Source organism: Halomonas sp. SSL-5 (assembly GCF_030708455.1).
In the GTDB taxonomy this organism is placed as follows: domain Bacteria; phylum Pseudomonadota; class Gammaproteobacteria; order Pseudomonadales; family Halomonadaceae; genus Halomonas.
The window spans coordinates 222,000-236,944 of sequence record NZ_JAUYWF010000004.1 but is presented as its reverse complement, the minus strand read 5'-3'; the positions used below and the strand labels follow the sequence as shown (position 1 = coordinate 236,944).

Genomic DNA, 14,945 nt, shown 5'->3' with positions numbered 1-14,945 from the left:
TGCCCCTTGCCCCTTGCCCCTTGCCCCTTGCCCCTTGCCCCTTGCGGCGCTACGCGCCGCTGTCATCCGCCTCGGCGTCGAGCTGCTCGCGCCAGGCCATGATCTGGGCATAGCGCTTCTCCTGGCCATAATCGCTGGGTCGATAGAAGCGCTCGCGGGGGAGCTCGTCGGGCCAGCAGTCGTGACCGCTGCCGGCGGGGTAGCCATGCGGCTCGTTGTGGGCATAGCGGTAGCCCTGGCCGTGGCCCAGGCTCTCCATCAGCTTCGTCGGGGCGTTACGCAGGTAGGTCGGCACCTCCAGCCGGGGCTGGCCGGCCGCGAAGGCCTTGGCCTGGTGCCAGGCCCGGTCGATGGCATTGCTCTTGGGGGCCACGGCGAGATGGATGGCGGCATGGGCGATGGCGCGCTGGCCCTCGTAGTCGCCCAGGCGCAGGTAGGCGTCCCAGGCGGCCATCACCAGCGGCAGGGCCCGGGGATCGGCATTGCCCACATCCTCGGAGGCGATGGCGGTCAGGCGGCGAATCACGTCCAGCGGGTCGCCGCCGCCCTGGATGAAGCGGGCCATGTAGAGCAGGGCGGCGTCCGGGCGCGAGGAGCGTACCGACTTGTGGATCGCCGAGAGCAGGTCGTAGAAGTGGTCGCCCTGCTTGTCGAAGGCGCTGGTCTGGTGGCCCAGTACCGCCTCCAGGGCGTCACGGCGCAGCGTCTCGCCGCCCTCCGGGTTGGCGTCGGTAAAGTCGCAGGCGCTCTCCAGCAGCCCCAGGGCGCGGCGGGCATCGCCGGCGGCGGCCCGGGCCAGCACCCCGAGCACCTCTCCCTCGACCCGGATATGCCGGGCGCCCAGTCCTCGTGCCTCGTCGGCCAGCGCACGCTGCAGCACCTCGACCAGCTCCTCCTCGGAGAGTGACGTCAGCACATGCACCCGGGCGCGGGAGAGCAGCGCCGAGTTGACCTCGAAGGAGGGGTTCTCGGTGGTGGCGCCGATCAGCGTCAGCAGGCCGGATTCCACGTGGGGCAGCAGGGCGTCCTGCTGGCTCTTGTTGAGGCGATGGATCTCGTCGAGGAACAGCAGGGTCGCCATTCCCTGGGACTGGTGGGCCCTGGCGCGCTCCACGGCGGCGCGGATCTCCTTGACGCCGGCCATCACCGCGGAGAGATGCTCGAGGTGGGCGCCGGACTCGGCGGCCAGGATCTCGGCCAGGGTAGTCTTGCCGGTGCCCGGCGGCCCCCACAGGATCATCGAGCGCACCACGCCGCTCTCGACCATGCGCCGCAGCGGCTTGCCGGGGCCTACCAGCGCCTGCTGGCCCACATAGTCGTCGAGCCGGCGCGGGCGCATGCGCCAGGCGAGCGGGGCGTCGTCGTCGCGGTCGCTTGCGAAGAGATCCATGGGCGACTCCTTGCGTTGATCGAGAAGCGGCAGTCCGGCGGTCGGGCTGCTAGAGTGGGGAGACGCCGAGGGGCCGAGCGGGCTCCACGATGAACCCTGCCCCGGATGGCGCATCTAATGGAGAGTGCCTTCTCCCCATGTACCATACAGGAGGGCCCGACATGCCCATGCTGACCCAGCTGCGTCAGGATCATGCCAATATGGCGCGCATGTTGCACGTTCTGCAGCTCAAGCAGAAGACCCTGGCCGCCGGCGAGCGTCCCAATTTTCAATTGGTCCGCGAGGTCGTCGACTATATCCTCGACTACCAGGAAGGCTTCACCCGTCCGCTGGAGAAGGTCTGCACCGAGCGACTCACGGAGCTGGACCCCTCCAGCACCGAGGTGACCGAGCGCCTGGCCAAGGACTATCGGGCGCTGCAGTCCCGGCTCAAGCGCCTGTCCAACGACCTCGACATGATCCTGATGGATGCCGTGGTGCCCATGGATCGCTTCGCCGAGGACCTCAGGGCCTATCTGGACAGCCACCGTGCCTACCTGCGCGACGAGCGCGAGCTGCTGTTTCCGCTGATTCGCGCGAACTTCAATGACGAGGACCTCAAGGCCCTGGCAGCGGCGCTGCCCGAGGGTGCCCAGGCACAGCTCGAACGCCTGCAGGAGGCCTACCCCGAACTCTATGCCGAGCTGCGCGATGCCCCCGAGCCGGTGACCTGAGCGCCGCCGGCCAGGCGCCGGGAGCGAGCCTCGGCTCGCCGCCGAGTGTGAGGTAGAATGGCCGGCAATCTCAGCGGCCAGCGTCTCGTCATGCCCTACCCGACCCTCCTTGCCCCGCCAGCCTCCTGCCTTCGTGCCCCGTCCTCGAGGCGACGGGAGGCGGGGTGATGGCGGGGCCGATTCTGGTTTTCGATTCCGGTGTGGGCGGCCTCTCGGTGGTGGCCGCCCTGCGCGAGCGGCTGCCGCAAGCGGCCCTGGCCTATGCCTGCGACAACGCCATGTTGCCCTACGGGCGGCGCGAGGACGCCTGGCTGGTGCGGCGTATCCTCGCGGTGTGCGAGGCCGCCGTGCGTGCCAGCGGCTGTGTGGCCCTGGTGGTGGCCTGCAATACCGCCAGTACCCTGGCCCTGGATGCCCTGCGCGAGCGGCTGCGGGTCCCGGTGGTGGGGACGGTGCCGGCCATCAAGCCGGCCGCCGCCCTCAGCCACAGCGGCCATATCGGCCTGCTGGCCACCAGCGCCACGGTGGCGCGTCCCTACACGCTGCGCCTGATCGAGGCCTTCGCCGCGCACTGCACGGTGCGGCGGGTCGCGGCGGATCCCCTGGTGCGTGAGGCGGAGCGCCGCCTGGCCGGCGAGCCGCCCGATGCCGCCGTGATCGAGGCGGCCCTGGCGCCGCTGTGGGAGGACCCCGAACTCGACACCGTGGTGCTCGGCTGCACCCACTTCCCGCTGCTGCGCGATGCCCTCGCCGCGGCCGCTCCCCGCGAGGTGGCCTGGGTCGATTCCAGCGACGCCATCGCCCGGCGCACGGCTCAGGTGGCGGCCGGCGTGGCAACCGCTGCGGGCCGCGGGGCGAGCTTCGCCACCGCCCCCGACGCGGCGCTGGCCAGCGCCCTGGCGCGTTTCGGCTTCGCCTCCCCGCAGCCACTTCTGGTCCCGTAACGCGACCGCCCCGTCTTTTTTTCTCGTATTCCGAAGGAGGCTTCTTGGCCATTCCCGTCGTCGACCCCGCCCGCTATGACCAGCAACTCGAGGCCAAGCGCCGGCGCATCACCGAGCAGTTCGCACGCTTCTCGCCGCCGCCCCTTGCGGTCTATGCCTCGCCGCCCAGCCACTACCGCCAGCGCTGCGAGTTCCGGATCTGGCACGAGGGGGACGACCTCTTCTACGCCATGTTCGAAATGCAGGCGTCCGAGGGGGACCCCGAGGCTCCCAGGAAGAAGACGGTGATCCGCCTGGATGACTACCCGGTGGCCAGCCTCCGCATCAATGCGCTGATGCCGGCGCTGCTCGATGCCATCCGCGACAACGACCTGCTGCGTCGTCGGCTCTTTCAGGTCGATTTCCTGACCACCCTCGCCGGCGAGGCGCTGGTCACGCTGATCTATCACCGCCCGCTGGACGAGGCCTGGGAGGCCGAGGCCCGCCGCCTGCAGGAACGACTCGGGGTGATGATCATCGGCCGCGCCCGCAAGCAGCGCCGGGTGCTCGAGCGTGATCATGTCTGGGAGCGCCTCGAGGTGGAGGGGCGCGAGTTCGTCTACCAGCAGGTGGAGAACAGCTTCACCCAGCCCAATGCCGAGATCTGCCGCTCCATGCTGGCCTGGGCGCGGGAGGTCACCCGGGATAGCCGGGACGGCGACCTGGTCGAGCTCTACTGCGGCAACGGCAACTTCACCGTGGCCCTGGCCGAGAACTTCCGCCGCGTGCTGGCCACCGAGATCTCGCGCACCGCGGTGGCCAGTGCCCGGGAGAACCTGGCCGCCAACGGCATCGACAACGTCACCGTGGGGCGCATGTCCGCCGAGGAGTTCGCCGCGGCGCTCAAGGGCGAGAAGGGTGGGCGCCGGGTGGCCGAGTGGGCCCTGGACGAGTATGACTTCACCACCGTGCTGGTGGACCCGCCCCGCGCCGGCCTCGACGAGGCCAGCTGCCGTCAGCTGAGCGGCTATTCGCGTATCGTCTATATTTCATGCAACCCGGAGACATTGGCGAGCAACCTGGAGCGTCTGACCGAGACCCACCGGATCACGCGTTTCGCGCTGTTCGACCAGTTTCCCTGGACCCACCACTGCGAGTGCGGTGTGCTGCTCGAGCGACGCGACTGACGGCGTCGGCCAGAAGAACGGCGATGCGCATCCGACATGTTCCATGAGCAGAACGTCAAGTGGCTGGGTCGTGCTCCGGGAGTCGCGTAAGCTGGCGACAGGGCCCCGCCGGGGCCGTGTCGAACACTTCCGGTCGCAGGAGCGACCGCCGGTAGCCGAGGTGATGGATGCAGCACGTTGCGAATGACGAAGCCAGACAGGATCTGCTCAAGCAGCTTCATGAGCGTCTGAGCGCCAAGCTGGACGCCGCCAAGGCGGAGGCCGTCGGCGCCTTCGCCGACTACTTCTATGCCGCCGTGCCGCTGGATGACCTGGAGGATCGTCGGCTCGACGATGTCTACGGCGCCACCCTCTCGGTGTGGCACTTCCTGCAGCAGTTCGATCCGGCCGACCCCAAGGTGCGGGTCTTCAACCCGGACTTCGAGGAGCACGGCTGGCAGTCGCCCCACACCTTCGTGGCGGTGCTGCACGAGGACATGCCCTTCCTGGTCGACTCGGTGCGCATCGAGCTCAACCGGCGAGGCATCACCGTGCACGCCATCCACAATGCCGTGCTGGCCACCGAGCGGGGCCGTGACCACCGCCTGCGGCAGGTGACCTCGCCGAAAGACGCCGCGGCCCCGGCCCGGCGCGAATCGCTGATCGTCATCGAGATCGACCGCCACTCCGATGTCGAGGTGCTGCAGGAGATGCAGGCCAGCCTCGAGGAGGTGCTGGTCGACGTGCGTACCGCGGTGGCCGACTTCGACCCCATGCGCGCCAAGGTCGAGGAGGCACTGGCGGAGCTGCGTGCCGGCTGCCCGCCACAGACCGACCCGGACGACCATGCCGAGGCGATCACCTTCATCGAGTGGATGCTCCACGACAACTTCACCTTCCTGGGCTACGACGCCTATGCGGTGAAGGAGGCGGGCGGCAAGGAGAGCCTCGACAAGGTCAAGGGCAGCGAGCTCGGGGTGTTCCGCCTCGATCAGCCCCGCTACCGGGAGCGCATCCGTACCGAGCTCGGCATCGAGGATGGCCATTACGTGCTGGTGCCGGAGCTGCTGAGTTTCTCCAAGAGTGCCCACCACGCCCGGGTTCACCGCCCCACCTATCCCGACTACATCTCCATCGACCGCTATGACGAGCGGGGACGGCTGATCGGCGAGCACCGTTTCCTGGGGCTGTTTACCGCCACCGTCTACAACGAGTCGCCGCGCAATGTGCCGATCCTGCGCCGCAAGCTCAAGTCGGTGATGGAGATCGCCGGCTTCAACCCCAAGGGGCACAACGGCAAGCAGCTGCTGCAGATCCTCGAGGTCTATCCCCGCGACGACCTCTTCCAGATCGACACCGAGGAGTTGGCGCAGACCGCGCTGGGCATCCTCAGCATTCGCGAGCGCCGCCGCGTGCGCCTCTTCGTGCGCGAGGATCGCCCGGGGCGCTTCTACTCCTGCCTGGCCTTCGTGCCGCGGGACGTGTTCTCCACCGAGCTGCGCCTGCGTATCCAGGACATGCTCTGCGAGGAGCTCGATGCCACCTCCGGCGACTTCAATACCTATCTCTCGGAGTCGGTGCTGGCACGCATCCAGTTCATCCTGCGCTTCAAGGGAGAGCGTCCCGCCGAGTATGACCTCAAGCGCCTCGAGGCCAAGCTGGCCAAGCTGGCGCGCAACTGGCGTGACGACCTCCAGGCCGCCTGTATCGATGGCTTCGGCGAGGAACAGGCCAACCGCCTGATGGACCGCTTCCGCAATGCCTTCCCGGCCAGCTACCGCGATGACTTCAGCGCGCGCACCGCCGTCTACGACCTGCACCATATCGGCGAGCTGGATGACGGTGATGCGCTGTCGCTGTCGCTCTATCGGCTGGTGGAGGAGGAGGGCAGCGGGGTCAACCTCAAGCTGTTCCACCGCGAGTCGTCGATCCCGCTCTCCGACGTGCTGCCGATGATGGAGAACCTGGGGCTGAGGGTGCTCGGCGAGCGCCCCTACGAGATCGAGGCCACCGATGCCAGCTACTGGATCCACGACTTCGATCTCGAGCACCACACCAGCACCGAGGTCAACCTGCAGGAGATGCGCGAGCCCTTCGTCGAGGCCTTCCAGCGCATCTGGGCCGGTGAGGCGGACAACGACGCCTTCAACCGCCTGATCATCGGCGCCAACCTCGACTGGCGCGAGGTGGCGATGCTGCGCGCCTACGCCCGCTATCTCAAGCAGATCCGCTTCGGGGTCTCCCAGGACTACATGGCCAACACCCTGGCCAGCTATCCGGAGATCACTCGCGAACTGGTGACGCTGTTCGAGCTGCGCTTCGACCCCGCCGACCGTCCCGGCGAGGGCGAGGTGGAGGCCTGCGTGGAGCGCATCCAGCGGCTGCTCGACGACGTGGCCAGCCTCAACGACGACCAGCTGCTGCGTCGCTACATGGAGCTGATCCAGGCGACCCTGCGCACCAACTACTACCAGCGCCGCGAGGACGGCAGCGTCAAGGACTACATCGCCGTCAAGCTGGAGCCCTCCAGGGTCACCGGCATGCCCAAGCCGCGTCCCGCCTTCGAGATCTTCGTCTGCTCGCCGCGGATCGAGGGCGTGCACCTGCGCGGCGGCAAGGTGGCCCGCGGTGGCCTGCGCTGGTCCGACCGCCAAGAGGACTTCCGTACCGAGGTGCTGGGCCTGGTCAAGGCGCAGCAGGTCAAGAACTCGGTGATCGTGCCGGTGGGCGCCAAGGGCGGCTTCATCTGCAAGCGGCTGCCCGAAGGCGATCGTGAGGCGTTCCAGCGCGAGGGGATCGAGTGCTACAAGACCTTTATCCGCGCCCTGCTCGACGTCACCGACAACCTCAAGGGCGGCGAGGTGGTGCCCCCGCGCGACGTAGTGCGCCACGACGAGGACGACGCCTACCTGGTGGTGGCCGCCGACAAGGGCACGGCCACCTTCTCCGATATCGCCAACGAGATCTCCGCCGAGTATGACCACTGGCTGGGCGATGCCTTCGCCTCCGGCGGCGCCAACGGCTACGACCACAAGAAGATGGGGATCACCGCCAAGGGGGGCTGGGAGTCGGTCAAACGCCACTTCCGCAACCTGGGCATCAACACCCAGGAGGACGAATTCTCCGTGGTCGGCATCGGTGACATGGGCGGGGACGTCTTCGGCAACGGCATGCTGCTGTCCGACAGGATCCGCCTGGTGGGGGCGTTCAACCACCTGCATATCTTCGTCGACCCGGAGCCCGATGCCGCCGCCACCTTCGCCGAGCGCCAGCGCCTGTTCGAGATGCCGCGCTCCAGCTGGGAAGACTTCGAGGCGTCGCTGATCTCCGAGGGCGGCGGGGTGTTCAAGCGCAGCGCCAAGTCCGTGCCCATCTCCAAGCAGATGAAGTCGCGTTTCGGCATCAAGGCGGACAGGCTCTCGCCCAACGAGCTGATCAGCGCCATGCTCAAGTCCGAGGTGGACCTGATCTGGAACGGCGGCATCGGCACCTACGTCAAGGGCAGCGAGGAGAGCGATGCCCAGGTGGGGGACAAGGCCAACGACGGCCTGCGCATCGACGGCCGCGAGCTCAGCTGCCGCGTGGTGGGCGAGGGCGGCAACCTCGGCCTGACCCAGCGCGGCCGCATGGAGGCCGCCGCCCGTGGCGTGCGCGTCAATACCGACTTCATCGACAATGCCGGCGGGGTGAACTGCTCCGACCATGAGGTCAACATCAAGATCCTGATCGACGAGGTGGTCAAGCGCGGCGACATGACCGACAAGCAGCGCAACCAGCTGCTCGCCGAGATGACCGGTGAGGTCGGCGACCTGGTGCTGCTCGACAACTACCGCCAGACCCAGGCCCTCGACCTGGCCGAGCTGCTCTCGCAGCAGGGGGTCGGCCCCTTCCGGCGCTTCATCAGCGAACTGGAGGCCGCCGGCCAGCTCGACCGCGAGCTGGAGTTCCTGCCTGCGGACGAGGAGCTTCAGGAGCGAGCCGTCAATCGGCAGGGCATGCTGCTGCCGGAGCTCTCGATGCTGATCTCCTATGCCAAGAGCGTGCTCAAGGGCGACCTGATCGTCTCCGACGTGCCCGACGACCCGGTGATCGTGCGCTACGTGGAACGCATCTTCCCGCGGGTGCTGGTGGAGCGCTACCGCGACGAGATGTACGAGCATCGCCTCAAGCGCGAGATCGTGGCCACCCAGGTGGCCAACGACCTGGTCGATCATATGGGCATCGTCTTCGTGCGCCGGCTTATCGACTCCACCGGGGCCGGCCGGGCCGAGATCGCCCGCGCCTATGTCATCGCCCGGGAGGTATTCGGGCTGGGCGAGACCTGGACACAGATCGAGGCGCTGGACAACCGGGTGCCGAGCGCCGTGCAGTACGCCATGATGCTCGACCTGATGCGGATGATCCGGCGGGCCACGCGCTGGTTCCTGCGTGGCCGCGTCGGCGTCGATACCGCCCAGTGTATCGATTACTTCGCCCCACGCCTGGCGGCGATCCGCGAGGGTATCGGTGAGCGGCTCAGCGGCGAGGAGCGCGAGGCCTGGGAGGCGCGGCGTGACGAACTGGTGGAGGCCGGCGTGCCCGAGTCACTGGCGGCCAGCGTGGCGGCCGCCGGCAGTCTGTATGCCGGGTTGGGCATCATCCAGGCCGCGCGCCAGGCCGATGTGGCGCCGGAGAGGGTGGCCGAGGTCTTCTACGAGATCGGCAACCGTCTGGAGCTGCCGTGGATGATCCGCCGGATCACCGAGCTGGAGGTGCGCGACAGCTGGCAGGCCCAGGCCCGGGAGACCTTCCGCGACGATATCGACCGCCAGCAGCTGGCGCTGACGGTCAGCGTGCTGCAGATGGAGGAGGGGCCCGGCGACGCCGAGGCCCGAGTCGGAGAGTGGCTCGACCGCCATGACGCCATGCATGCGCGCTGGCGCCGCCTGCTCGAGCAGGTGGGCAGCGGCGGCCAGGGCGGCTTCCCGCTCTTCGCCGTGGCCGTGCGCGAGCTGGTCGACCTGGCGGAGAGCAGCCGCGACCTCTGAGCGCCTTCCCCCCACCGCCAACCAGGAACCCCGCCGATCGGCGGGGTTCCTGGTTCTGGGCGGCGAGCAGGGCCGGGCGGGGGACTCAGAGCAGGAAGTAGGTGGCCAGGCCCAGGAAGGACATGAAGCCCACCACGTCGGTGACGGTGGTGAGAATCACCGAGCCCGATAGTGCCGGGTCGATACCCGCCCGCTTGAGCAGCAGCGGGATGATGATGCCGGCGATGCCTGCCGCCAGCATGTTGATCACCAGGGCGGCGCCGATGATCATGCCGATGGCGATGCTCTTGAACCACAGCAGTGCCAGTACCGCCACCACTAGGGCCCACAGCACGCCGTTGAGGATGGCGATGCCGACCTCCTTGCGCAGCAGCCAGGCGCTGTTGGTGCTGCTGATCTGGCCCAGGGCCAGGCCGCGTATCGCCAGGGTCAGGGTCTGGCTGCCGGCGATGCCGCCCATGCTGGCGACGATGGGCATCAATACCGCCAGGGCGACGATCTGGTCCAGGGCATCCTCGAAGCGGCCGATCACCCAGGCGGCCAGGAAGGCGGTGATCAGGTTGATGCCCAGCCACACGGCGCGCCGCTTGGCGCTGGGCAGCACCGGGGCGAACATGTCCTCCTCCTCGTCGAGGCCGGCCATGTTCATCAGCGCCTGCTCGGAGTCCTCGCGGATGACGTCGACGATATCGTCGATGACGATACGCCCGAGCAGCAGGCCCGCTTCGTCCACCACCGGCGCCGACACCAGGTCGTGGGTCTGGAACAGGGTGGCCACGTCGCGGGACTTCATGTCGACGCGGATGCTGTCCACCTCCTGGTCCATCAGGTCGGCGACGGCCATCTCAGGGTCGTGGCTGACCAGGCGCGCCAACGAGAGCACCCCGACGAAGCGACCGTCACGATCCACTACCATCAGCTGGTGGGTATTATCGGGAACAGACTCCTTCCAGCGCAGGAAGCGTGTCACGGTCTCCAGGCTGACGTCCGCACGCACCGCGATGGTGTCCAGCCGCATCAGGCGCCCGGCGCTGTCCTCCTCGAAGGAGAGGGTCTCCTCCAGCCGTTCGCGCTGCAGCTCGTCCATGGAACGCAGCATGTCCTCGGCGACCTGCTGGGGCAGGTCCTCGAAGATCTCCGCAAGATCGGTAGTGTCCAGGGCGGCGGCGGCGGCCACGATCTCCTCGTGGTCCATGTCATCGAGCAGGGTGCTGCGCACCTCGTCGTGGACGTGCAGCAGCACCTCGCCGTCGACCTCGCCGGGCACCCGTTGCCACAGGCGGATGCGTGCGGCGGGAGGCAGCGATTCCAGCAGCAGGGCGATCTCGGCGGGCTCCAGGTCGGCCAGCACGGCGTCGACGGCATCGAGTTGCTCATCCCCCAGCGCACGGTGGATCCGCGACAGGCGGTCCTCGAGGGTTTCGGTGGTCTCGGCCATAAGCATCTCCCTGGCTCCGCGGCGGTGTGGTCCCGGTAGCCCCACACCCCTGTGTCTCTTGGTTGTCTACAGTAGATCACAAAATCGGCGTCGACTGTGGCCCTGGAGCGTCGTTTCCCGGGGGAGGCGCTGCTATACTCACGCCCCGCCCGTGATCGCCACCCGCTCCCATCCGTCCCACCGCCAGGAGTCGCCATGTATTCGCTCGCCCGATCGCTGCTGTTTCGCCTTGACCCCGAGACCGCCCACGCGTTCTCCCTGAGGGGGCTCGACCTGGCCGGTCGCCTGGGCCTGGCAGGGCGACTCGGCGGCAAGCGGGTCGAGGACCCGGTGGAGCTGATGGGCTTGCGTTTTCCCAACCGGGTGGGCCTGGCCGCCGGGATGGACAAGAATGCCGACCATCTCGATGCCCTGGGCGCCCTGGGCTTCGGCTGCGTGGAGGTCGGCACCGTGACGCCCAGGCCCCAGCCCGGCAATCCGCGGCCGCGGCTGTTCCGGCTGCCCGAGGCGGGTGCCATCATCAACCGTATGGGTTTCAACAATGCCGGGGTCGACCACCTGGTGGCGAAGGTCAGGGCCAGCCGTTTCGACGGCGTGATCGGCATCAATATCGGCAAGAACCTCACCACCCCGGTGGAGCGGGCGGTGGATGATTACCTGACCTGCCTGCGCAAGGTGCATGAGCATGCGCACTACATCGCGGTGAACATCTCCTCGCCCAATACCCCGGGGTTGCGCGACCTGCAGTTCGGCGAGCACCTGGATGCGCTGCTCGGCGCCCTGCGCGAGGAGGGAAGCCGGCGCGACCGGGAGACGGGTCGACGTGTCCCCCTGGCGGTGAAGATTGCCCCGGACATGGAGGCCGAGGAGGTGGGGCTGGTGGCCGACTGCCTGGCGGCCAATGCCATCGATGCGGTGATCGCGACCAATACCACGGTCTCTCGCGAGGCGGTGGCGGGCCTGGCCCACGCCGACGAGGCGGGTGGCCTCTCCGGTCGACCGGTATTCGAGCCCTCCAACCGGGTCATTCGCGAATTGCGCCGCCGCCTGCCGGAGATGCCGATCGTCGGCGTGGGTGGTATCGACAGCGGCGCGGCGGCCCTGGCCAAGCGCGAAGCCGGGGCCGACCTGGTGCAGCTCTATTCGGGCTTCATCTACCGCGGCCCGGCGCTGGTAGGCGAATGTGCGCGGGCCCTGCGTGACGCTGCCTGAGCCGGCCCGCCCGCACGCAAAAAGCCCGCGGCTTGCCGCGGGCTTGAGGAAGCGTGAACCTCGCTAGGATCGGGTTGATCGGGTTGCGGGTTCACACCACCATGGGGTTCTTGTGGATGCCGGAGACACCGGTCATGCCGGCCCAATGATCCCCACGACCTTCACGCCAACCGCTCATCCAGTATTCGCGAAGATTGACGTCCTGGCTGGGACAGTCATCGCGGGAGCGACCTGAGACACCTGCCTTGTAGCCATGCGTATAGGCACGCTGGAAGCGATCACGTTTCTGTCGTTTCATTGGACTACCTCTTGATAAGGTACCTGACTGGCTCGGAGAGTAAAGCGGGCCGAGCCGTAACGTGCCTCGGGTCCAGTATCTGGAAAGGCTGACCCGATGACAGGAAACGCATGCGTGTTCTCAGTAGCTACTGTCCTATTGATAGCCCATCGCGATCCGGGTTGTCGACCATCGATTTGTAACAGCTCGTTCACCTGCCTGACATGGCACACATTTACCCTTCTGCCTCCGCGGTGATTGCCGATGAATCCGACCCTATCCACGTCCTCCCTTGATCTGTTGGTGACCTGTCCCCGCGGCCTCGAGGAGCTGCTGGCCGAGGAGCTGGCGGCCCTTGGTGCCGCGCCCGGCAAGAGCACCGTGGGGGCGGTGAACGCCCGGGCAGACCTGGCCACGGCCTATCGGCTCTGCCTGTGGTCGCGCCTGGCCAACCGGGTCATCCTGTGCCTGGCCCGGGAGGAGGGCGTGAACACTCCCGACCGGCTGCGGGAGGTGGTGGCCGCGCTACCCTGGGAGCAGCACTTGCCGCTCGGGGCCAGCCTGGCGGTGGACTTCCACGGTCGCAGCGAGGAGATCCGCCACACCCGCTTCGGCGCCCAGACGGTCAAGGACGGCGTGGTGGATCGCCTGCAGGCCCGGGAGTTGCCGCGTCCCACGGTGGATCTCAAGCAGCCCGACATGCGCCTCTACGCCAATCTCCATCGCGGCCGCCTGGTGGTGGGTATCGATTTCTCCGGCGAGAGCCTGCACCGTCGTGGCTATCGTCGCGACGTGGGACATGCGCCGCTCAAGGAGAACCTGGCCGCGGCCCTGCTGGTGCGTGCCGGCTGGCCCGAACTGGCCCGCCAGGGGGCGCCGCTGGTGGACCCGCTGTGCGGCGCCGGGACCCTGTTGATCGAGGCGGCACTGATGGCCGCCGACATGGCGCCCAACCTGGCCCGTGAACGCTTTGGCTTCCTCGGCTGGGCGGAGCACGACGAGGCGACCTGGCGCGAGCTCAGGCGCGAGGCCGAGGCGCGGGCCAGCATCGGTCGCAAGCGCTGCCGCTGCCGGATCTTCGGCTTCGACCAGAGCCCGGCGGCGCTCGCCGCGGCCAAGGCCAACGCCATGCGCGCCGGCATCCCGGCGCTGATCGAGCTCCAGGGGGCGGGGCTCGCCGAGCTGGCCCGACCGCAAGGTCTCGAGCCGGCGCCGGCGGGCCTGGTGATCACCAACCCACCCTACGGCGAGCGCCTCGGCGAGTTGCCGGAGCTGGTGACCCTCTACGCCCGACTCGGCGAGCGGGTACGCGCCGCCTTCCCTGGCTGGACGCTTGCGGTGTTCACCGGCAACCCCGACCTCGGCCACCGCATCGGCCTGCGGGCCCACAAGCAGTACGCGCTGCGCAACGGCCCCCTGGAGGCGAAGCTGCTGCTGATGGCGGTGCCCGAGCCGGAGGACGAGGCGGCGGCCGCGCGGCCGTCCCGCTCGGAGGGGGCGCAGATGTTTGCCAATCGACTGGAGAAGAACCGCAAGCGGCTGAAGAAGTGGCTCAAGAAGAGCGGCGAGAGCTGCTACCGCCTCTACGATGCCGATATGCCGGAGTATGCGGTGGCGGTGGACGTCTACGCTGGCTGGGTGCATGTGCAGGAGTATGCCGCCCCCAAGTCGGTGGATGCCGGTCACGCCCAGAAGCGGCTCTTCGAGGCGCTGGCGGTGATTCCCGAGGTGCTCGAGGTGGACCCGGGGCGGGTCGTGGTCAAGCGACGCCAGCGCCAGAGCGGACGGGACCAGTACCAGAAGCAGGCCGCCACCGGCGAGCGCTTCGAGGGGCACGAGGGGCCGGCCAGGCTGTGGATCAATCTGCGCGACTACCTGGATACCGGGCTCTTCCTCGACCACCGGCCGGTGCGCCGGATGCTCGCCGAGATGGCCGCGGGCAAGCGCTTCCTCAACCTGTTCTGCTATACCGGGGCGGCCACCGTGCAGGCGGCCCTGGGGCGCGGCGTCGAGGGGGGCGCGGTGGAGAGCGTCAGCGTCGATCTCTCCAACACCTACCTGCAGTGGGCCCGGGACAACTTCGCCCTCAACCGTCTCGACCCCGGCCGGCATCGCGTGGTGCGCGACGACTGCCTGCGCTGGCTGCAGAGCGCCCGCGCCGAATTCGACCTGATCTTCATGGACCCGCCGACCTTCTCCAACTCGAAGAAGATGGAGGACACCCTGGATATCCAGCGCGACCACGGCCGGCTGGTGCGCCTGGCCATGGCGCGCCTGGCCGCGGGGGGGACCCTGGTGTTTTCCAACAACCAGCGTCGCTTCAAGCTGGACGCCGACCTGGCGGAACACTATGCGGTGGAGGATATCTCGGCGAAGACCTTCGACCCCGATTTTTCAAGGAAGCCCGACCTGCACCACGTCTTCCTGATTCGCCACCGGGAGGCCTCATGATCCGCCTCACCCTCTATACCACCCTGGGCTGCCACCTCTGCCAGCAGCTGGAGGGCCTGCTGGCCCGGCTGTGTCGCGAGCCGGTCGCCCTGGAGCGGGTGGAGATCAGCGAGGATGACGCCCTGATGGCGCGCTACGGGGTGCGAATCCCGGTGCTCGCCGATGGCGAGGGCCACGAGCTCGATCGCGGCTTCGAGCCCGAGCGGCTCGCCGCCTGGCTCGAGGCGCGGGGCTGGCGGGATGATGACGCCTGGCAGCAGTTGCAGCTCAGCGGGGAGGGCATGGATAGTGAGGCCAGGGCGGCGGTGACCCGGAACGGGAGGCGCTATCTGGGATGACCCCGTACGC

General features: G+C 68.3%; 10 protein-coding genes. 7 read left to right on the top strand and 3 right to left on the bottom strand.

Annotated elements, in window-relative coordinates; all coding sequences use genetic code 11:
* Positions 1 to 49: 49 nt before the first annotated feature.
* Positions 50 to 1,390 carry a replication-associated recombination protein A gene (locus tag RAN53_RS06390; RefSeq protein WP_305795979.1) on the bottom strand — a complete coding sequence of 447 codons (1,341 nt, stop codon included), beginning with the start codon at positions 1,388 to 1,390 and terminating at the stop codon, positions 50 to 52.
* 167 nt (positions 1,391 to 1,557) lie between these two features.
* On the opposite strand from RAN53_RS06390, the gene RAN53_RS06385 reads away from it, so the two are divergent.
* The 4 genes from RAN53_RS06385 (at position 1,558) to RAN53_RS06370 (ending at position 9,219) form a co-directional block, all read left to right on the top strand.
* Positions 1,558 to 2,103: a hemerythrin domain-containing protein gene (locus RAN53_RS06385; RefSeq protein ID WP_305796079.1), complete on the top strand. Its 546-nt coding sequence runs from the start codon at positions 1,558 to 1,560 to the stop codon at positions 2,101 to 2,103.
* A 167-nt stretch (positions 2,104 to 2,270) separates the two neighbouring features.
* Complete coding sequence (murI, locus tag RAN53_RS06380) at positions 2,271 to 3,047, top strand: glutamate racemase (protein WP_305795978.1); 777 nt, start codon at positions 2,271 to 2,273, stop codon at positions 3,045 to 3,047.
* Between the two features lie 44 nt (positions 3,048 to 3,091).
* Positions 3,092 to 4,213 (top strand): tRNA (uridine(54)-C5)-methyltransferase TrmA, encoded by a 1,122-nt coding sequence (gene trmA, locus RAN53_RS06375; protein WP_305795977.1) that lies wholly within the window; start codon positions 3,092 to 3,094, stop codon positions 4,211 to 4,213.
* A 167-nt stretch (positions 4,214 to 4,380) separates the two neighbouring features.
* On the top strand, positions 4,381 to 9,219 hold the full coding sequence (locus RAN53_RS06370) for an NAD-glutamate dehydrogenase (RefSeq protein WP_305795976.1): 4,839 nt from the start codon (positions 4,381 to 4,383) through the stop codon (positions 9,217 to 9,219).
* Positions 9,220 to 9,304: 85 nt separating this feature from the next.
* On the opposite strand, the gene mgtE is transcribed toward RAN53_RS06370, so the two are convergent.
* The gene (mgtE, locus tag RAN53_RS06365; RefSeq protein ID WP_305795975.1) at positions 9,305 to 10,657 is read right to left on the bottom strand and encodes a magnesium transporter; all 1,353 of its coding nucleotides are present in this window, start codon (positions 10,655 to 10,657) and stop codon (positions 9,305 to 9,307) included.
* A gap of 195 nt (positions 10,658 to 10,852) precedes the next feature.
* On the opposite strand from mgtE, the gene RAN53_RS06360 reads away from it, so the two are divergent.
* A complete protein-coding gene (locus tag RAN53_RS06360) occupies positions 10,853 to 11,869 on the top strand; it encodes a quinone-dependent dihydroorotate dehydrogenase (RefSeq protein WP_305795974.1) in 1,017 nt (338 codons plus the stop codon).
* A gap of 91 nt (positions 11,870 to 11,960) precedes the next feature.
* On the opposite strand, the gene rmf is transcribed toward RAN53_RS06360, so the two are convergent.
* Entirely contained in the window at positions 11,961 to 12,167 is a 207-nt protein-coding gene (gene rmf, locus RAN53_RS06355) for a ribosome modulation factor (RefSeq protein WP_161432451.1), read from the bottom strand.
* 243 nt (positions 12,168 to 12,410) lie between these two features.
* Between rmf and rlmKL the strand changes: the two genes are divergently transcribed.
* Positions 12,411 to 14,597 (top strand): bifunctional 23S rRNA (guanine(2069)-N(7))-methyltransferase RlmK/23S rRNA (guanine(2445)-N(2))-methyltransferase RlmL, encoded by a 2,187-nt coding sequence (gene rlmKL, locus RAN53_RS06350; protein WP_305795973.1) that lies wholly within the window; start codon positions 12,411 to 12,413, stop codon positions 14,595 to 14,597.
* Positions 14,594 to 14,935, top strand: a complete 342-nt coding sequence (locus RAN53_RS06345) for a glutaredoxin family protein (protein ID WP_305795972.1) — start codon at positions 14,594 to 14,596, stop codon at positions 14,933 to 14,935. Before rlmKL ends, RAN53_RS06345 begins: the two co-directional genes overlap by 4 nt.
* Positions 14,936 to 14,945: the final 10 nt, after the last annotated feature.